Genomic DNA, 19,992 nt, shown 5'->3' with positions numbered 1-19,992 from the left:
GGATGTTCAGCCTTCCCCACCGCTCGCCGCGGGACTTGCCCTTTGTCACCGATCACACTGCGTTGTTGTTGGTGGACATGCAGCGTGCCTGGCTCGAACCGCAGTTCGACCCGCACCTGAACGGCCCGGACGCCGAGTATTTCCTGACCCGTGCACACATGCAGGTGGTGCCCAATCAGCGACGTTTGCTCAGCGCCTTTCGCGAAGCGCGGCAGAACGTGCTCCATACCATTATCGAAAGCCTGACCGCCGACGGCCGCGACCGCTCGCTGGATCACAAGCTGTCGGATATGCATCTGCCCAAGGGCAGCGTGCAGGCGCGGATCATCGAAGACCTGACCCCGGTGGAAAATGAAATCGTCCTGCCGAAAACCTCTTCCGGGGTCTTCAACTCGACCAACATCGACTACGTGCTGCGCAACCTTGAAACCCGTCACCTGATCATCGCCGGCATTGTCACCGACCAGTGCGTGGACATGGCCGTGCGTGACGCCGCCGACCGCGGCTATCTGGTAACGCTGGTCGAAGACGCCTGCGCCACCTACACCCCGGCGCGACATGACGCCTGCCTCAACGCGATCAAGGGCTATTGCTGGATCACCGACACGCAAACCGTGCTCGGCCGGTTGCAGGAGATGCGGCCATGAGCGCCCGCCTGACGCCGTTGCCGATGACCACCATCGTCACCACCGACCTGATCGGCATCACCCGTGGCCGCTCGTTTCCCACCGATGAGCTGGAACACTACCAAGCCGCCGGTTGTGGCTGGGTGCCGGCCAACAGCGCGCTGACGCCGCAGGACATCATTGCCTCGACCAATCCGTGGGGCGCCTATGGCGACTTGCGTCTGATCCCCGACCTGAGCAGCCGCGTTACCGTCAGCAACGGCCCGGATCCCGAAGCGCCCGCGCTGGACTTTATCCATGGCGACATCCGCGAAACCGATGGCCGGCCGTGGGGTGCCTGCCCGCGCACGCTGTTGCGCGACGAAATCGAACGCTATCGCGATCAACTCGGCTTGCAGGTCAATGCCGCGTTCGAACATGAATTCAACCTGCACGCAGGCTTTGCCGAACACCTGGCGTTTTCCCTCGAAGCCCAGCGCCAGGGCGCCGAATTCGGTGGCTGGCTGCTCAGCGCCTTGCGTGCCGGCGGTGTCGAACCGGAAATGTTCCTGCCTGAATACGGCAAGCACCAATACGAAATCACCTGCCGCCCGACGCTTGGCGTCGCCGCGGCGGATCGTGCGGTCAATGTGCGCGAGATCACCCGCGAGATCGCCCGGCAAATGGGCCTCGACCTGAGCTTCGCGCCGAAAACCGCAGCCGACGCGGTGTGCAACGGCGTGCACCTGCACGTCAGCCTGCTCGATCTGGCCGGCCAGCCGATGCTCTACGACGCCGGCACCAGCAATGGCCTGTCGACCCTCGGCCAGCATTGGGCGGCGGGCATCCTGCATTACTTGCCGGCGTTGTGTGCGTTCACCGCACCGACGCCGGTGTCGTACGAGCGTTTGCAGCCGCATCACTGGAGCGCGTCGTACGCCTGCCTCGGCCAACAGAACCGTGAAGCTGCATTGCGCATTTGCCCGACCGTGACCCTCGGCGGCAAACCCGTAGCCACGCAATTCAACGTCGAGTTTCGCGCCATGGACGCCACCGCCTCGCCGCACCTGGCCATGGCCGCACTGTTGATTGCCGGACGCCTGGGCATCGAACAGCGTCTGGCCTTGAACGCGATCACCGATGAAATGCCCGATTCACTCAACGACGAGCAACGCAAGGCCCGGGGCATCGTCGCCCTGCCCGCCTCGCTCGCCCAGGCCCTGGATTGCCTGCGCGACAGCGCCGCCTTCAACGAATGGCTGCCCAAGCCGTTGCTCGACACTTACCACGCCCTGAAAACCGAGGAACTGGCGCTGACGGAACAGCTCTCGCCCGCTGACCTGTGTGAGCACTATGCACGCCTGTACTGAATCCGCCGAGCTGGGGTTGTACACCCGACCGGTCTACAACCTGAGCCGCGCCGACTCGACGCACCCGTTGATTCTGGTGTGCGAGCACGCCAGTCGCTACATCCCCGAGGCCCTGAACAATCTGGGCCTGGACGATGCCGCCGCCCGTGAACACATCGCGTGGGACATCGGTGCGCTGCAACTGGCCGAGCGATTGTCGGAGCAACTCGGCGCAACGCTTTTGAGCGCCAACTATTCGCGGCTGCTGATCGACCTCAATCGCCCACGGCATGCCCCCGACAGCATTCCCGCGCAGAGCGAGATCTATCAGGTGCCGGGCAACCGTGAGCTGGACGAAGCCGCGCGCGAATACCGTCGGCAGACGCTGTTCAAACCGTTCCACGCGCGTTTGCAGACACTGATCGACGAGCGCATCGCCAAGGACCAACCGGTGCGAGTGGTCGGGATTCACAGTTTCACCCCGGTGTACTACGGCCAGCCACGCTCGCTGGAAGTCGGCGTGCTGTTCGGCCAGGCCAAGGCCTATGCCCAGCGTTTGCTCGACGGTCTCGAAAAACACCCGCTGAAAGTGGCCGGCAACCAGCCCTACAAGATCGATCCACTGGGCGATATGACCGTGCCCGTGCATGGCGATGCCCGGGGTCTGGATTCAGTGCTGATCGAGGTGCGCAACGACTTGCTGCGCAATCCCGAGGACGTGGCGCGCTGGGCTGGGTATCTGGCGCCATTGCTGTAAGAAAAAACGCCTGTAGAGACTGCTGATGCTGTAACGGATTACCGATAGAACAACTAAAAAACAATCGATGGCTGACAAGGAGTTGCGCTTCATGGAAATTGAAGAATTCGGCTACAAGCAAGAGTTGAAACGTAGCCTGACCCTCACCGACCTGGTGGTCTACGGGATGATCTTCATGATCCCCATCGCCCCGTTCGGTGTGTATGGCTACGTCAACGCCGAGGCACCGGGGATGGTGCCGCTGGCGTACATCATCGGCATGGTGGCGATGCTGTTCACGGCGTTGAGCTACGGCAGCATGGCCAAGGCTTTTCCGATTGCCGGTTCCGTGTATTCCTACGCACAGCGCGGCCTCAATCAACACGTCGGCTTCATCGCCGGCTGGCTGATGCTGCTCGATTACCTGCTGATTCCGCCGCTGCTGTATGTGTATGCGGCCATGGCGCTCAATCACTTGTATCCGGACATTCCGAAAGTCGGCTTCATTCTGGCGTTTCTTGTCAGCGCGACCTTCGTCAACCTGCGCGGCATCACCTTCACCGCACGGATGAACATCATTTTCCTGCTGGCGCAACTGGTGGTGCTGGGGATCTTCCTGTTCTACGCCTGGAACGCCTTGCACAACGGCGGCGGTAACGGTGAGCTGACCCTGGCGCCGCTGTATCACCCGGAAACCTTCAACTTCGCCCTGCTGATGCAAGCGGTATCGATTGCAGTGCTGTCGTTCCTTGGCTTCGATGCGATTTCCACCCTCGCAGAAGAAATCAAAGGCGACCCGGGCAAGAGCGTCGGCAAAGCCGCGTTGATCACACTGGTGGTCATGGGCGTGATTTTCGTTGCGCAAACCTGGATCGCTACCGATCTGGCGGCCGGAATGGGCTTCAAGTCAGCCGACACCGCGTTCTATGAAATCGCCGAAATCGCCGCTGGCAGTTGGCTGGCGACGCTGACCGGTGTGGCGACTGCACTGGCTTGGGGCGTGGCCGTGGCGATCACCTCGCAAGCCGCGGTCTCGCGCCTGCTGTTCGGCATGGCCCGCGACGGCAAGCTGCCAAAAGTGCTGGCCAAGGTCCACCCAAAACACAACACGCCGTACCTGAGCATTTATCTGGTGGCGGTGCTGTCGCTGGTGATCTGCTACCTGTTCATCAACTCGGTCGACACCCTGACCTCGCTGGTCAACTTCGGCGCACTCAGCGGTTTCATGCTGCTGCACCTGACCGTCATCAACTACTACTGGCGTCGGCAAAAGTCCGGTCAGGTTGTGCGCCACCTGATCTGCCCGGTGATCGGCTTCATCATCGTCGCGGCCATCATGTACAACATGGGCGTCGATGCGCAGAAACTCGGCCTGATCTGGATTGCCCTGGGTCTGGTGTACCTGTTCTTCCTCAACAAGCTCGGCGCCAGTACCGCGTTGCCTGACCCGAGCAACGGCTGACAAGAAAAAGAGCGGCGTCTGACAACAAATCAGGCGACCGCCGATTTAACGCGTGGAACCCGACAGTGATAGTCAGGTTCGGTGATTCGCCGAACCTTTTGATACAGGAGTACATCCATGCTGGTCTTACGCCCAGTCGAAGCGACTGACCTGACCCAGCTCCAACAATTGGCTCGCGACAGCCTGGTGGGCGTGACCTCCCTGCCGGACGACAGCGACCGCCTGCGCGAGAAAATCGCCGCTTCCTCTGCGTCGTTCGACAGCGACGCCGCGGCGCACGGCCCGGAAAACTACTTCTTCGTGCTGGAAGACCTGAGCAATCAGCGGCTGTTGGGCTGCTCGGAGATTCTCGCCACCGCCGGGTTCGACGAACCGTTCTACAGCCTGCGCAACCGCCACTTCACCAGTGCCTCGCGGGAACTGAACATTGAGCACGGCGTGCCGGCGCTGTCGTTGTGCCACGACCTGAACGATCACACCCTGCTGCGCGGTTTCCACATCGACGCGGCGCTGGAGCGCACGCCGTTTTCCGAATTGCTCTCGCGGGCACGCTTGCTGTTCATCGCGGCCCACGCTCAGCGCTTTGCCGAAGCGGTGATCACCGAAATCGTCGGTTACAGCGACGAGAGCGGCAACTCGCCGTTCTGGGATGCGCTGGGCAAGCATTTCTTCGATCTGCCCTACGTCGAAGCCGAGCGTTTGTGCGGGTTGCAGAGCCGCACGTTCCTTGCCGAACTGATGCCGCAATACCCGATCTACGTGCCGATGCTGCCGCAAGCGGCGCAGGACTGTATTGGCAAAATCCATCCGGACGGCCAGGAAGCCTTCGACATTCTTGAGCGTGAAGGTTTTGAAACCAACAGCTACATCGACCTGTTCGACGCCGGCCCGACGCTGTTCGCGCGCACGGCGAACATCCGCTCGATCGTCCACAGCCAGATCGCCGCCGTGCAGCAACAGCCACAGATTGATGCGCGTGGCCGTTATCTGCTGAGCAACGATGCGCTGCACGGCTTCCGGGCCATCGTCGCCGAACTCGATTACCAGCCCGATCAACCGCTGTCCCTCACCCCTGAAATGTGTGCGGCGCTGAACGTGACCGATGGCAGCCAGATCCGCCTGATTGCCCTGTGAACCGCGCCCGGTTCCGCACCCAACGACAGTGCCCGAACAGGCGCGCAGAAGGAGTTACAGCATGATTGTCCGCCCGGTTAAAGTCAGCGACCTGCCAGCCTTGATGGCTCTGGTAAAACAGGCGGGCCCTGGGTTCACCACCCTGCCGGCCAATGAAGATCGCCTGTCCCACCGGGTACGCTGGGCGCAACGCGCGTTCGCCGAACAGGTGGAACGTGCCGACGCCGACTACCTGTTCGTGCTCGAAGACGATGACATGCGCGTGGTCGGCGTCAGCGCCATGGCCGGGGCGATCGGCTTGCGCGAGCCCTGGTACAACTATCGCGTCGGTTTGACCGTGAGTTCGGCGCCGAACCTGGGCATTCAGCGGCAGATTCCGACGCTGTTTCTCAACAATGAACTGACTGGCCAATCGGAGTTGTGCTCGTTGTTTCTGGGCCATGAGCATCGTCACGGCAGTAACGGGCGTCTGCTGTCGTTGGGGCGCCTGCTGTTCGTCGCCGAGTTTCCGCACCTGTTTGGCGAAAAGATGATCGCCGAATTGCGCGGCAGCGCCGATGAGCTGGGCTGTTCGCCGTTCTGGGATAGCCTGGGTCGGCACTTTTTTCAAATGGATTTCAGCCACGCCGACCATTTGTCGGGGCTGGGCAACAAATCCTTTATCGCTGAGCTGATGCCGCGCCAACCCTTGTATACCTGCATGCTTACTGAACAGGCCCAGGCGGCCATCGGCCAGGCGCACCCCAACACCGAGCCGGCGCTGAAAATTCTTCAGGCCGAGGGTTTCACGCATAAGGGCTATATCGACATTTTTGACGGTGGGCCGGTGATTGAAGCGCCGGTCCGCAACATCCGCACGGTACGCGACAGCCTTGAGTTGACCCTGAGCCTCGGCAGCCCGGACGAACAGGCGCCTCTGTGGCTGATCCATAACCGCCGCCTGGAAAACTGCCGCATCACGGTGGCGCGGGCGCGTCGGGTCGGCAGCAGCCTGGTGATCGATCGTCTGACGGCCAAACGCTTGCAGTTGCAACCGGGCAATTCGGTCAGGGCGGTAATGTTGCCCAATCAACAGCAGCAGGCTGTGGCAGCCTGACTGTCCACTCCTTCGAAGATGAATCCTTTCAGCAGGAGATTCGTCGGCAAACAGCCACCTTGCAAATTCGTCATGATCCTTGACCCATTCGCGTGATAGCCTTTTCACTCTTCGGCGTTGACACCTTTGCTCAAGCCTTTCCATTCCTTTGTATTGGTGGAACTCGTATGACCAGGCTTTCTCATCAAGATTTGCGCCGTAACTTCCGTCAGCTGCTTGCCTCCGACACCTGCTACCACACGGCTTCGGTGTTCGACCCGATGTCCGCACGCATTGCCGCTGACCTGGGTTTCGAAGTGGGGATTCTCGGCGGGTCCGTGGCCTCGTTGCAGGTGCTCGGCGCGCCGGACTTTGCCCTGATCACCCTCAGCGAGTTCGCCGAACAGGCCACCCGCATCGGCCGCGTCGCCCAATTGCCGGTGATCGCCGATGCCGACCACGGCTACGGCAACGCCCTCAACGTGATGCGCACCATCGTCGAACTGGAACGCGCCGGCGTCGCCGCCCTGACCATCGAAGACACCCTGCTGCCCGCGCAATTCGGGCGTAAATCCACCGACCTGATCTCGGTCGCCGAAGGCGTCGGCAAGATCCGCGCGGCACTGGAAGCCCGGGTCGATTCGGAAATGGCGATCATCGCCCGCACCAACGCCGGCATTCTGCCGAACCAGGAAATCATCAGCCGCACCCGCCAATATCAGGCCGCAGGCGCTGACGGCATCTGCATGGTTGGCGTGCAGGACTTCGATCAGCTTGAGCAGATCGCCGAACACCTGACCGTGCCACTGATGCTGGTCACCTACGGCAACCCGGCGCTGCGTGACGACAAGCGTCTGGCCGAACTGGGCGTGCGTGTGACCATCGATGGGCATGGCGCTTACTTTGCGGCGATCAAGGCAACCTACGACAGCCTGCGCGAACAGCGGCAGATCTTTACCCAGGCTTCCGACCTGAGCGCGACCGAGTTGACGCACACCTATACCCAGCCGGAGGAATACATTCTTTGGGCCAAGGAATACATGAGCGTCAAGGAGTAATAAGTTGGCCGGGCTGACGCCATCGCTGGCAAGCCAGTCTCCCACAGGTTATGCGGTTAATGACCGATTAGTGGTCATTCACCAAACCCTGTGGGAGCTGGCTTGCCAGCGATGAGGCCTGCCGCATCACCGCTACATCGGGGTTTTGTACGCCTCCTCCCGCTGCATCGCCCGCGCCTGAATCACATTCAGAATCGCACACCCCTCGCGCATCAACAGATGCACCGCGCTGGTCACCCGCGTCAGATCACAATCGGAAATGCCTTTGAGGTTGAGACTGGCCAGGGTGTCGGCCAGATCGCGCACGACGACGAACCGGTGCATTGCACAGGCGGCCATGTCGCTGAGTTCTGTATGGGTGTTGATGAAGAGCACCGGGGATTCGGCGTCGTAGGTGTCGATAGGGAGGTAGCGAGGCATTACTTGGTCGGTCATCGGTAAAACTCCTGTAATGGGAGCTACCACCAATCGCGGCCAAACGAAGAAGGTGGCAGCCGTACGCGGGTTGGCCGACCGGATACAGGAACCGGCACACTCTAGGGTGTCCCACGCACAGCTGCCATAACACAACATCACAGCCAAACATCGACTGAATATGTTGAGCAAACTGTACGTTCCTGTAACGACCGGCCAAGGTCGTTCGCGGTAAATTCCGCGAGCCCGAACTATAGGGGTCGATACCGAAACGCGGCAACAGGGTACGTTGTAGGAAACGTCTTGGAAAGTTGTACGCCACGTAGTGATCGTTCCCACGCTCCGCGTGGGAATGCAGCCCGGGACGCTCTGCGTCCCACACAAAGCCGAACGCGGAGCGTCCGTTGAGGCATTCCCACGCAGAGCGTGGGAACGATCACTACCTCACCGCGGCTTGGCCAACTCCATAATCATCCGCGACAACAGATAAATCCGCGGCGCCACGCTCGCCACTTCGGCGTATTCCTCCGGCGTATGAATATTGCCGCCAACAATCCCGAAGCCATCCAGCGTCGGCGTGCCCACCCCCGCCGACAAACTGGCATCCGCCGCGCCACCACTGCCCTCCTCGGTCAGTTTGCGGCCGATCTCGCCGTAAATCCCCTGAGCCATGGCCATCAGACGATCCGACTCGGCCGTCTGCGGCATCGGCGGTAAACCGCGTTGCAAAGTCGTCTTAACTTCAGTGTCGGGAATCAATTTTTCCTGGGATACCCGCGCCAGATCCTTCTCGATACGGTCGAACTCCTCCGGCACCGCCGCGCGCACGTCAGCCTTGGCCGTGGCCTGATCCGGGATCACGTTGGTGCGATCGCCGGCCTTGAGCACGGTGAAGTTGATGGTGGTTTTCTTCGCCTCATCACCGAGTTTGCCCAGTTGCAGAATCTGATGCGCTGCCTCCATCGCCGCATTGCGTCCCAGCTCCGGTGCCACCCCGGCATGCGCCGCTTTGCCCTTGACCTCGACCAGCGCCGTCGCGCTGCCCTTGCGCCAGACCACCAGGCCATCGGCCGGGCGCCCCGGCTCAAGATTGAGGGTCACGTCATGCAGTTTGGCGGTTTTCTTGATCAGGTCGGTGGCGACGTCCGAACCGGTTTCTTCGCTGGCATCGAGCAGGAAGGTGATTTGCGCGTAGTCCTTGAAGTCGAGGTTTTTCAGGACTTTCAGCGCGTAGATCCCGGCGACGATGCCGCCCTTGTCGTCCATCACCCCCGGCCCGTAGGCGCGACCGTCCTTGATGTGGAACGGTCGCTCGGCCGCCGAACCTTCCTTGAAGACCGTGTCCATGTGCGCCATCAGGAGGATTTTCGCCTTGCCGGTGCCTTTGAACGTGGCCAGTACGTGGTTGGTTTTTTCCGGGGTGTTGGGCACCAGTTCAATCGTTGCGCCGAGCTTTTTCAGCTCATCGATGGCGATCTCGCTGACTTGTTTGAGGCCTGGCTCATCGCCGGAGCCTGAGTCGATGTTGACCAGCCGCTCCAGCAGTTTCAAGGCTTCGGGCTGGTATTGCTCGGCGTCGGCGAGCACTTGTTTATGCGGTTCGGCGAAGGCGCTGGCGGCACTGATGGCGAGAGACAGGCCAAGGCTGGCGGCCAGCAGGGAGCGGGAAAATGAGAACGTCATGAATCGATCCTTGTTTCGCGTCGGGGGTATCTGAACCGTACCTGACATCGGCGCAAGGCTCTATACCGATAGCGACATCTCCAGGACCGACACCGAACAAAACTGTGGGAGCGAGCCTGCTCGCGAAGGCGTCGTGTCAGGCGATTTCAATGTGGCTGACCCACCGCTTTCGCGAGTAGGCTCGCTCCCGCAAGGGGATTGTGGTGATGCGGGTCAGACGGAGTCGAGCAGTGGCTGTTTCGGCAGGTTGTCGCAATTGCACACCACCCGATTGCGCCCGCTCGCCTTGGCTTCATACAACGCCTGATCCGCGTCATTGAGCCAGCGCGTCGCATCGGCATGGGCCGGTTCGTACGCCGCCAGACCGATACTCAGACTGACCTTCAACGCCGGGTTCTGCTCATACCCCAGCGTGGCGAAGCGCTCGCGCAATGCTTCCATCGCCTGCGCGGCATGAAACAGCGGCAAATCCGGGAGGATCACGCAGAACTCATCGCCGCCATAACGCCCGCCAACGTCGGTGGCACGCAGATTCTGCTTGAGCATCTTGCTCAATTGCCGCAACACGATGTCGCCGGCGACATGCCCGTAGGTGTCGTTGATTGCCTTGAAATGGTCGATGTCGATCAGCGCAATCGCCGCGCCCTGCTTCTGCCGTTTGCAGCGCTGAAAAGCGATTTCCAGTTGATCCTTCCAGGCGCCGTGGTTGAGCAAACCGGTGAGACTGTCGGTGCGGCTCAGCGCCAGCAACTCGCGTTTATGCCGGCCGAGCGTGTAGGCCTGTCGAAAGCAGATCCAGCCCAGGGCCAACGGATACAGGAGCAATAACGGGAAACAGGCATACATTTGCGCAGGCGAGGTTTGCGGCACGAATGCCGGGGCAAACACCACCAGCCCCACGCCTACCCCAAGAAGCTGCGCCGCCGAACCGGCCAGCAGAAAACGCAAACCGCCGATGGCGACGTTGTTCATCGCCATCATCGAAATGGTCGTAGCCGTGGGCAGCGGATTGAAATGCATGGCGGCGACCCAGAAACCACCGAGGAAGGCGTCGATCAACAGATTGCGGTGTTCGGCGTGGTACGGCACCCGCGCGCAACGCGCCCATTGATACGCCAGATGCGGCCAGACCAGGCCATTGAACAGCATCAGCGCCCAGACCCACAGCGGCGGATCGAGCGTGTACATCGCCACGGACACGCAGAGCAGCCCAAGCATCAGCCCGAGGACTCGCGATGTATAAAGCCTCCTGGCTAATGAAAGTCCCTTTCCTCCCGTGTTTCCCATAAGGGCCTCGACCACTCGACGGAACTGCACACCGCAGGACGGATGTGCTGGGAGTCTAACAGGGCAACGTTAAATAGCCATCACCGGCCAGCGGCCTCAACAGAACACCTCAAGCCCGCTTCCAATGGGGAAGTATTGCCAACGCGCACAGTGCAAATATTTGGCTATACCTGAAAGGATGAAAATGGAAAAACAACTATAAGAAGGAGACCCATGCAGACCTACCAAGTGTTGATCATCGGCAGCGGATTTGGCGGGCAGTGCGCGGCGGTCAACCTGCTCAAGGCCGGCATCGACGATTTTCGCCTGCTGGAACGCCGCGACTTTTTCGGTGGCACCTGGTGCCAGAACACCTACCCCGGTGCGGCGGTGGATGTGCCGTCGCCGCTGTATTCATTGTCGTTCGCGCCCTACCGCTGGTCGCAGATGTTCGCCGAACAGGCAGAATTGCACCGCTACACCGAACACGTCATCGACCGGTTCGGCCTGCGCGAGCGGGTGGAACTGCAAGCCAATGTCGAACGCGTCGAGTGGGACGACGCGGAAAAGCGCTGGGCCGTGCACACGGCCAGCAAAGGCACGTTCTACGCACAGTTCCTGATCAATGCCACCGGGCCGTTGAGCCAACCGGTGATCCCGCACTTCCCCGGGCAAGATCGCTTTCAGGGCAAGACCTTTCATACAAACAATTGGGATCACGGCTACGACTATCGCGGTAAACGCGTGGCCATCGTTGGCAGTGGCGCCAGCGCGGCGCAGGTGATTCCAGCGATTGCGCCGCAGGTCGAACAACTGCATGTGTTCCAGCGCACACCGCACTGGGTGTTACCACGCGCAGATCGCGTGTTCGGGCCGTTTCAACGTTGGCTGCTGGGCCTGAAACCAGCCTACAAACTGCTGCGCTGGCTGATCTACTGGCAGTTCGAAACCCGGGTGATCGCCTTCAAATACTCGAAACCGGCGATTCATATGGTGCAGAAGCAGGCGCTGCGTTTTCTCAAACGTCAGGTGCCCGATCCGGCACTGCAGGAAAAACTCATCCCGGACTTCACCATCGGCTGCAAACGGGTGCTGGTCTCCAGCACTTATTACCCGGCGCTGATCCGCGCCAACGTCACGCTGCATACCCGCGATCAAGGCATCGCTGCAATCGACGAAAGCGGGATCAACACTCAGGACGGCCAGCACGTCGATGTTGATCTGATCGTCTGGTCGACCGGTTACGACGCCACCGACGGGGTAATTTCCTACCCGGTCAGCGGAAAAAACGCCGTGCAACTCAGAGATGTCTGGGCCGACTATCCCCGCGCCTATCTCGGCACCAGCCTGCCGGACTTTCCCAACCTGTTTATCGTCACCGGGCCCAACACCGGCATCGGCCACACCTCGGCGCTGTTCATCATCGAGTCGCAGATGAACTACATCCTCGACTGCATCCGCACTGTAAAAGCCAAAGGCCTGCGCAGCATCGAAGTGCGCCCCGAGGCAGAACGTACCTACACTGCAATGATCCACCGGGAGATGGAACGCACGGTCTGGAAGTCCGGCGGCTGCCACAGTTGGTATCAAAGCAAGAGCGGTCATGTGATCGCGATGTTTCCCGGCTTCAGTTTCAGCTATCACCGCTTGACCCGGGCGCTGAAACCGGCCGACCACATTTTGTCCTGACTACGTAAAAGGAAGACGTCGATGCTTTTGCTGTTTGTCGCCCTCGCGGTGTTCGTGGCCTGGAGCTGGTTGAGTTATCCGGCGGTTGGCCACTGGCTGTATGACCTGAACATGGCCATCGAGGCCAAGTTGTACAAACTGCACAAGATTGAAGTGCCGATTGCCGAGATGACGGTGTCGACCTGGCAAGGTGGGCCTTACGAGGCGGCCAGTGCGATTCTGATGCTGCACGGCTACAGCGCCGACAAGAACCTGTGGCTGCGTTTTTCCCGGCATTTCGTGCGCCAGTATCGGGTGATCATTCCGGACCTGGCGGGCCATGGTGAAACCGGCTTCAAGGCCGGCGGCGGCTACGACATTCCGCTGCAGGCCAAGCGCATGATCCAGTTGCTGGATGTCTGCGGTGTGGAAAAGGTGCATGTGATCGGCAACTCCATGGGCGGTTACATAGCGGCGTGGCTGGCGGCGACGTATCCGGATCGCATTGCTTCGGTGGCGCTGATCGATCCGGCCGGCGTAACCGCACCAGAGGCCAGCGACATGGAGCGCCACCTGGCCCGTGGGCATAACCCGTTTCTGATCAATTCCCGGGAGGAATTCCGCCAGTTTTATGCAATGACCATGGCTTCGCCGCCGTGGGTCCCGAAGCTGGTGCTGGACGCGATTGCTCAGCGCTATGAACAACAACGCGATGACCTGGAAGAAATTTTCCGCGATTTCCGCGCCAGCCCGCCGATGGAGCCGAAACTGGCCGACATCAAATGTCCCGCGCTGCTGCTGTGGGGCCGCAAGGATCGGTTGATCGACGTCAGCAGCGTGCCGGTCTGGAGCAAGGGCATCGCCAATTTGCAGGTGGATGTATGGGATGGCGTCGGGCATATGCCGATGGTCGAACAGCCGGGGAATACCGCAAGGTTGTACCGGGAATTCCTCGGCAACCAAAAATGATCCTCAAGACAAACCCGACCCCTGTGGTGAGGGGATTTATCCCCGATGGGTTGCGAAGCAGCCCCCAACCTGTGCATGCAATCTGTTTGATCCTCAGCATTCTCTGCACTGGGGCCGCTGCGCGACCCATCGGGGATAAATCCCCTCACCACAGTCAATCCTCCTCATCACCAGAGAGATTCGGGTTGAGATGAACATTCTTTATGACGAACGCCTCGACGGCCCGTTGCCGGATGTGAACAAAGCCGATCTGCTCAAGGCCTTGCAGCGCGCCGTGCCTGATCTCGACATTCTCTGGCGCGAAGAAGAGCTCAAACCCTACGAATGCGACGGCCTCTCCGCCTACCGCACCACACCGATGCTGGTCGCCCTGCCCCATCGACTCGAACAAGTGCAAACCCTGCTCAAACTGTGCCACCAGCAAAACGTCCCCGTGGTCGCCCGTGGTGCTGGCACCGGGTTGTCCGGCGGTGCCTTGCCGCTGGAAAAAGGCCTGCTGCTGGTCATGGCGCGCTTCAACAACATCCTGCACATCGACCCGGCCGCCCGCACCGCCCGCGTGCAACCCGGCGTGCGCAATCTGGCGATCTCCCAGGCTGCCGCGCCGTTAGGTTTGTATTACGCGCCCGACCCGTCTTCGCAAATCGCCTGCTCGATCGGCGGTAACGTCGCCGAAAACGCCGGTGGCGTGCATTGCCTCAAGTACGGCCTGACCGTGCACAACCTGCTGAAAATCGAAGTGCTGACCATTGAAGGTGAACGCTTGACCCTGGGCTCCGAGGCCCTCGATTCACCAGGTTTCGATTTGCTCGCGCTGTTCACCGGTTCCGAAGGTCTGCTGGGGATCATCACCGAAGTCACCGTCAAACTGCTGCCCAAACCGCAAGTCGCCAAGGTACTGCTGGCCAGTTTCGACTCCGTGGAAAAGGCCGGGCGTGCCGTGGCCGAAATCATTGCGGCGGGGATCATTCCCGGCGGTCTGGAGATGATGGACAACCTGGCGATTCGCGCCGCCGAAGACTTTATCCACGCCGGCTACCCGGTCGACGCCGAAGCGATCCTGCTGTGCGAACTCGATGGCGTCGAAGCCGATGTCCACGACGACTGCCAACGGGTGCGCGAGGTCATGACCGCGGCCGGCGCTACCGAAGTGCGCCAGGCCCGCGACGAAGCCGAGCGCGTGCGTTTCTGGGCCGGGCGCAAAAATGCCTTCCCGGCCATCGGCCGCTTGTCGCCGGATTATTACTGCATGGACGGCACCATCCCGCGCCGCGAACTGCCCGGTGTACTGCAAGGCATCGCCCGTCTCGGTGAGGAGTACGGCTTGCGCGTCGCCAACGTGTTTCATGCTGGCGACGGCAATATGCACCCGCTCATCCTGTTCGATGCCAACCAGCCCGGCGAGCTGCACCGCGCCGAAGCCCTCGGCGGCAAGATTCTCGAATTGTGCGTGCACGTTGGCGGCAGCATCACCGGTGAACACGGGGTCGGCCGCGAGAAAATCAATCAGATGTGCACGCAATTCAACAATGACGAACTCAGCCTGTTCCACGCCGTTAAAGCCGCGTTCGACCCGCAAGGCCTGCTCAATCCCGGCAAAAATATCCCGACCCTGCACCGTTGTGCCGAATTCGGCGCGATGCACATTCACGCCGGGCAACTGCCATTTCCCGAGCTGGAGCGTTTCTGATGGCCGATTTCGATGCTGCCGACGCCCTGCTCGATCAGGTCAATGAAGCACGGGCCAATGCCACGCCGCTGAGAATTCAGGGCGGCAACAGCAAGGCATTTCTCGGCCGCGAGGTGGCCGGCGAAGTGCTCGATACCCGCGTGCATCGCGGCGTCGTCCGTTATGACCCAACAGAGCTGGTGGTCACCGTACGCGCAGGTACACCGTTGTCCGAGTTGCTCGCGGCACTGGACGCTGCCGGGCAGATGTTGCCGTGCGAGCCGCCGTCGTTCGGCGAAAGCGCCACGGTCGGCGGCATGATCGCCGTCGGGCTGTCCGGCCCTCGACGGCCATGGTCGGGCTCGGTACGTGATTTCGTCCTCGGCACGCGAGTGATCACCGGGCTCGGTCAACACCTGCGTTTCGGCGGCGAGGTGATGAAAAACGTCGCCGGTTATGACCTGTCGCGACTAATGGCCGGCAGTTATGGCTGTCTCGGTGTGCTGACCGAAGTCTCGCTGAAAGTCCTGCCAAAACCCCGGCAATGCCTGAGCATCCGCCTCGATATCGATTGCGCGCGGGCACTGGCCAATCTCGCCGAATGGGGCCAGCAACCGTTGCCGATCAGCGCGGCGTGCCACGATGGCAACAGTCTGTACCTGCGACTGGAGGGCGGCGAAGGATCAGTGACGGCGGCGCATCAACGCTTGGGTGGCGAGCCGTTGGACTCAGTGTTCTGGCGCGATTTGAACGAGCAACGTTTGCCGTTCTTTGACGAGGGCCTGCCGCTGTGGCGCCTGTCATTACCGAACAATCTCGGCCCACTCGACCTGCCCGGCGAACAGCTGATCGACTGGGCCGGCGCGCAACGCTGGTTGAAATCGCACAGCCAGCACATTCATATACTCGCCCAGGAACTTGGCGGCCACGCGACCTGTTTCACCCACGGCGCCAGTGACTCACCGTTCCAGCCTTTGCCCGCGACACTGCTGCGCTATCACCGGCAACTCAAGGCGCAACTCGACCCGCAAGGGCTGTTCAATCCCGGCCGGATGTACGCGGAGGTCTAGCCATGCAAACCACCCTCAGCGAGCAATCCCGACAGCTGCCCCGCGCCGCCGAGGCGGAAAAGATCCTGCGCACTTGCGTGCATTGCGGCTTTTGCAACGCGACCTGCCCGACGTATCAATTGCTCGGCGACGAACTCGATGGCCCGCGCGGGCGCATCTACCTGATCAAGCAAGTCCTCGAAGGCGCGCCAGCGACCGCGCAGACGCAACTGCATCTGGACCGCTGCCTGTCGTGCCGCAATTGCGAAACCACCTGCCCGTCCGGCGTCGATTATCACAACTTGCTCGACATTGGCCGGGCGGTGGTCGATCGCGCAGTGCCACGCCCGGCAGCTCAACGTTTGTTGCGCGAGGGCTTGCGCGCATTGGCGCCGAATCCCGGGTTGTTCAAAGGCTTGTTGCGCGTCGGCACCACGTTCCGCCCGCTGTTGCCGCGGATGCTTGAAAGCAAGCTGCCGCAACATCTGCCAACGTCCAGTTTGCGCCCCGTGCCACGGCACTCGCGTCGAGTGTTGCTGCTCGAAGGCTGCGTGCAGCCGGGGCTGTCGCCGAATACCAATGACGCGACGGCGCGGGTGCTGGATCGACTCGGAATCAGCGTCACCCCGGTGACCGAGGCGAGTTGTTGCGGTGCGCTGGACTATCACCTCGACGCCCAGGCCAAAGGCCTCGATCGTGCCCGGCAGAACATCGACGCCTGGTGGCCACACCTGCAAAACGGCGCCGAAGCCATCGTGCAGACTGCCAGCGGTTGTGGCGCATTCATCAAGGATTACGGGCATTTGCTGGAGGATGATCCGGCCTACGCCGAAAAGGCGCGGCGGATCAGTGAGCTGACGCTGGATCTGGTGCAGATCCTCACGCAAGAACCGCTGGAGCAGATCTGCGCGGCCGCTGAACGGCGGATCGCCGTACATTGCCCCTGCACCCTGCAACACGCGCTGAAACTCGGTGGCGCAGTGGAAGCGCTGCTGACCCGCCTCGGCTTCAACCTCACCGCCGTGCCCGACGGCCATTTGTGCTGCGGCTCGGCGGGCACTTATTCCCTGACGCAACCGGCGCTTGCCCGGCAATTGCGCGACAACCGCCTCAACGCCCTGGAGAGCGGTCGCCCCGAACTGATCGTGACCGCCAATGTGGGATGTCAGAGCCACCTCGCCAGCGCCGGACGCACACCCGTCAGGCACTGGATCGAACTGGTGGATCAGTCGTTGGCAGAATGAAGTTCGTAGGATTCTTCGTTTGCCCGCGTGTGAGAAGGCTGCGATCTTTTCCCCCATCCATTCCGTGACCGTGGCAGGAATTTTTTTCATGAGCGTGCAGTCTTTCGTCAGCCCCGACCTGATCCGCCAACGCTTCTCCAAAGCGATGTCCGACATGTACCGCGAAGAAGTGCCGCTGTACGGCGCGCTGATGGAACTGGTGGAGCAGACCAATCGCGATGTGCTGTCCCGGCAGCCAGACATCGCTCGGCAACTCGACCGTACCGGTGAAATCGAGCGTCTGGACATGGAGCGCCATGGCGCGATTCGTGTGGGCACGGCGACGGAACTGGCCACCCTCGCCCGCCTGTTCGCGGTGATGGGCATGCAACCGGTGGGTTATTACGACCTCACGCCCGCAGGTGTGCCGGTGCATTCGACGGCATTTCGCGCCGTGCATGAAGAGGCGCTGCAAGTCAGTCCGTTTCGGGTATTCACCTCGTTGTTGCGCCTGGAGTTGATTGAAGACCCCGAGCTGCGCGGGTTTGCGGAGTCAGTGCTGGCCAAGCGCTCGATCTTTACGCCAGCGGCGTTGCGTTTGATCGCGCAGGCTGAAACGGCTGGCGGGCTGACGGAAGCTGAAGCCGCAGAATTCGTCCTACAGGCACTGGAAACTTTTCGCTGGCATCACAGCGCAACTGTTACCGCCGCGCAGTACCAGACACTGAGCGCCCAACACCGTTTGATCGCCGACGTAGTAGCTTTCAAAGGTCCGCACATCAATCACCTGACACCACGCACGCTGGACATCGACGCCGTACAGCAGCAGATGCCAGCGCACGGCATCACGCCCAAAGCAGTGATCGAAGGCCCACCGCGTCGGCAATGCCCGATCCTGCTGCGACAGACCAGTTTCAAGGCACTGGACGAGCCGATCGCCTTCACCGATCAAAGCGAAACCCGTGGCAGCCACAGCGCGCGTTTCGGCGAAATCGAACAACGCGGCGCGGCGCTGACGCCCAAGGGCCGTGCGCTGTATGACCGCTTGTTGAATGCGGCCCGCGATGAACTCGGTGACTTTCCCAACGAAGGCAACGCCGCACGCTACAACGCGCTGATGACTCAACACTTTGGCGAATTCCCCGACAGCGTCGAGGGCATGCGCGCACAGGAGTTGGCGTACTTTCGCTACTTCGTGACGGAAAAAGGTGTGGCGGCGGCTAGTCTCGGTGATGCCTCGCTGGAGGATTTGTTGCGCGACGGTTATGTGAAAGCGGAACCGCTGGTGTACGAAGATTTCCTGCCGGTGAGTGCGGCGGGGATTTTTCAGTCAAATCTGGGCGATGCAGCGCAGACACACTATGGCGAACACTCCAATCGCCATGCGTTCGAACAGGCGCTGGGGCGCTCGACTATTGATGAGTTGGGCTTGTACGCCGAGACGCAACGGCGTTCGCTCAAGGAATGCGCCGACATCTTGGGTTTGAAATCAATCTGAAAACCACGCTGCCCGTTGTGGCGAGGGGATTTATCCCCGATGGGCTGCGCAGCGGCCCCAAAAATAGTGCAGTAGCGAAGACCTTAGGGAGCGCTACGCACTCCAGCGGGAGCAAGCTCCCTCGCCACAGGTTTTGCATTTACTCAGCGCAAACGCTGGCGTGCTTCCTCCGGAGAAACTGGATTTTGCCTAGTCTGCAATACCCCATCCTCCCGCGTATTTCCCAACCAGTCCGCCCACTGAAGAAAACGACATCGCGCTCACTGATGGCATATGGCCGTACTGCGCAAGAAGTTGCGCAGTTGCCCGTAATATTTCAGTACTAAATTGCCCTACAAGCCATGATCTACGTGGCCTGTAGCCAAGTGCGCAAGAAGTTGCGCAGTACTGCGCAACTTCTTGCGCACTTTTACCCTGAATCCCCGCTGAAAAATCCTACAAAGCGCAGGCCAGAGCGGTTTCACCCCCGGCTTCCGGGGACCTCACAAAAGCTGGCACGCTCCTTGATAACAGTCAGGCACCCACCGGGCGATTTCGCCTCCCGGGCACCTTAAATTTATCCGCAAGGAGAGCATCCCATGGCAACACCAGCGTACATGTCGGTTACCGGCGAAAAACAAGGCCTGATCACTGCAGGCGCTTTCACCGCCGACTCCGTTGGCAACACCTACCAGGAAGGCCACGAAGACCAGGTCATGGTTCAGGCTTTCAGCCACGACGTGATCATCCCGCGTGACCCGCAATCCGGTCAGCCAACCGGTCAGCGCGTGCACAAACCTGTTGTGATCACCAAGGTCTACGACAAGGCTTCGCCTCTGCTGCAAGCCGCTCTGACCTCGGGCGAGCGCATGAGCGAAATCGTTATCCAGTGGTACCGCACTTCGGCTCAAGGTACCCAAGAGCACTACTACACCACCAAACTGGAAGACGCGATCATCGTCGCCATCAACAACAAAATGCACAACTGCCAGGACCCAGGCAACTCGCACTTCACCCACCTGGAAGAAGTGCAGTTCACCTACCGCAAAATCACCTGGACCCACGAAGTATCCGGTACTTCGGGTTCCGATGACTGGCGTGCTCCAGTCGTTTAATTACGGCTGATCGCTTCACACATCGGCCAGCTCTGCTGGT

17 protein-coding genes are annotated in these 19,992 nt (G+C 60.9%); 14 read left to right on the top strand and 3 right to left on the bottom strand.

What is annotated here, in order from left to right; genetic code table 11:
* Positions 1–2: 2 nt before the first annotated feature.
* The 7 genes from ACVVH8_RS11105 to ACVVH8_RS11075 all read left to right on the top strand — a co-directional run bounded on the left by ACVVH8_RS11105 (position 3) and on the right by ACVVH8_RS11075 (position 7,419).
* A complete protein-coding gene (locus tag ACVVH8_RS11105) occupies positions 3–647 on the top strand; it encodes a cysteine hydrolase family protein (protein ID WP_103306902.1) in 645 nt (214 codons plus the stop codon).
* Complete coding sequence (locus ACVVH8_RS11100) at positions 644–1,975, top strand: type I glutamate--ammonia ligase (protein ID WP_103306901.1); 1,332 nt, start codon at positions 644–646, stop codon at positions 1,973–1,975. Before ACVVH8_RS11105 ends, ACVVH8_RS11100 begins: the two co-directional genes overlap by 4 nt.
* Entirely contained in the window at positions 1,959–2,711 is a 753-nt protein-coding gene (locus tag ACVVH8_RS11095; RefSeq protein WP_475230086.1) for an N-formylglutamate amidohydrolase, read from the top strand. The genes ACVVH8_RS11100 and ACVVH8_RS11095 overlap by 17 nt, the downstream gene beginning before the upstream one ends.
* A gap of 91 nt (positions 2,712–2,802) precedes the next feature.
* A complete protein-coding gene (locus ACVVH8_RS11090) occupies positions 2,803–4,152 on the top strand; it encodes an APC family permease (protein ID WP_213028242.1) in 1,350 nt (449 codons plus the stop codon).
* Between the two features lie 117 nt (positions 4,153–4,269).
* The gene (locus tag ACVVH8_RS11085; protein ID WP_475230083.1) at positions 4,270–5,286 is read left to right on the top strand and encodes an arginine N-succinyltransferase; all 1,017 of its coding nucleotides are present in this window, start codon (positions 4,270–4,272) and stop codon (positions 5,284–5,286) included.
* A gap of 61 nt (positions 5,287–5,347) precedes the next feature.
* A complete protein-coding gene (gene astA, locus ACVVH8_RS11080) occupies positions 5,348–6,382 on the top strand; it encodes an arginine N-succinyltransferase (RefSeq protein WP_103306897.1) in 1,035 nt (344 codons plus the stop codon).
* A 167-nt stretch (positions 6,383–6,549) separates the two neighbouring features.
* Positions 6,550–7,419 (top strand): isocitrate lyase/PEP mutase family protein, encoded by an 870-nt coding sequence (locus ACVVH8_RS11075; RefSeq protein ID WP_025111253.1) that lies wholly within the window; start codon positions 6,550–6,552, stop codon positions 7,417–7,419.
* Positions 7,420–7,551: 132 nt separating this feature from the next.
* Here ACVVH8_RS11075 and ACVVH8_RS11070 read toward each other — a convergent pair whose 3' ends face one another.
* The 3 genes from ACVVH8_RS11070 to ACVVH8_RS11060 all read right to left on the bottom strand — a co-directional run bounded on the left by ACVVH8_RS11070 (position 7,552) and on the right by ACVVH8_RS11060 (position 10,803).
* On the bottom strand, positions 7,552–7,854 hold the full coding sequence (locus ACVVH8_RS11070) for a hypothetical protein (RefSeq protein ID WP_475230081.1): 303 nt from the start codon (positions 7,852–7,854) through the stop codon (positions 7,552–7,554).
* A 423-nt stretch (positions 7,855–8,277) separates the two neighbouring features.
* Positions 8,278–9,516 (bottom strand): M20/M25/M40 family metallo-hydrolase, encoded by a 1,239-nt coding sequence (locus tag ACVVH8_RS11065; protein ID WP_475230078.1) that lies wholly within the window; start codon positions 9,514–9,516, stop codon positions 8,278–8,280.
* Positions 9,517–9,729: 213 nt separating this feature from the next.
* Positions 9,730–10,803: a diguanylate cyclase gene (locus tag ACVVH8_RS11060; RefSeq protein ID WP_475230075.1), complete on the bottom strand. Its 1,074-nt coding sequence runs from the start codon at positions 10,801–10,803 to the stop codon at positions 9,730–9,732.
* 213 nt (positions 10,804–11,016) lie between these two features.
* Here ACVVH8_RS11060 and ACVVH8_RS11055 point away from each other — a divergent pair, with 213 nt between their 5' ends.
* From ACVVH8_RS11055 to ACVVH8_RS11025, 7 genes are all read left to right on the top strand, one after another.
* Positions 11,017–12,471 (top strand): flavin-containing monooxygenase, encoded by a 1,455-nt coding sequence (locus ACVVH8_RS11055; protein WP_475230072.1) that lies wholly within the window; start codon positions 11,017–11,019, stop codon positions 12,469–12,471.
* Positions 12,472–12,492: 21 nt separating this feature from the next.
* Positions 12,493–13,419 (top strand): alpha/beta fold hydrolase, encoded by a 927-nt coding sequence (locus ACVVH8_RS11050; protein ID WP_213028236.1) that lies wholly within the window; start codon positions 12,493–12,495, stop codon positions 13,417–13,419.
* A gap of 190 nt (positions 13,420–13,609) precedes the next feature.
* On the top strand, positions 13,610–15,109 hold the full coding sequence (gene glcD / locus ACVVH8_RS11045; RefSeq protein WP_475230069.1) for a glycolate oxidase subunit GlcD: 1,500 nt from the start codon (positions 13,610–13,612) through the stop codon (positions 15,107–15,109).
* On the top strand, positions 15,109–16,158 hold the full coding sequence (glcE, locus tag ACVVH8_RS11040; RefSeq protein WP_475230066.1) for a glycolate oxidase subunit GlcE: 1,050 nt from the start codon (positions 15,109–15,111) through the stop codon (positions 16,156–16,158). Before glcD ends, glcE begins: the two co-directional genes overlap by 1 nt.
* Before the next feature lie 2 nt (positions 16,159–16,160).
* Positions 16,161–17,381: a glycolate oxidase subunit GlcF gene (glcF, locus tag ACVVH8_RS11035; RefSeq protein ID WP_475230063.1), complete on the top strand. Its 1,221-nt coding sequence runs from the start codon at positions 16,161–16,163 to the stop codon at positions 17,379–17,381.
* Positions 17,382–17,469: 88 nt separating this feature from the next.
* Complete coding sequence (gene hglS / locus ACVVH8_RS11030; RefSeq protein WP_475230060.1) at positions 17,470–18,858, top strand: 2-oxoadipate dioxygenase/decarboxylase HglS; 1,389 nt, start codon at positions 17,470–17,472, stop codon at positions 18,856–18,858.
* A gap of 578 nt (positions 18,859–19,436) precedes the next feature.
* Entirely contained in the window at positions 19,437–19,952 is a 516-nt protein-coding gene (locus ACVVH8_RS11025) for an Hcp family type VI secretion system effector (RefSeq protein WP_047601845.1), read from the top strand.
* The last annotated feature ends 40 nt before the right edge of the window (positions 19,953–19,992 follow it).

This window comes from Pseudomonas trutticola BRTCR10, from assembly GCF_056155105.1.
This window is presented reverse-complemented; position numbering and strand designations above follow the sequence as displayed.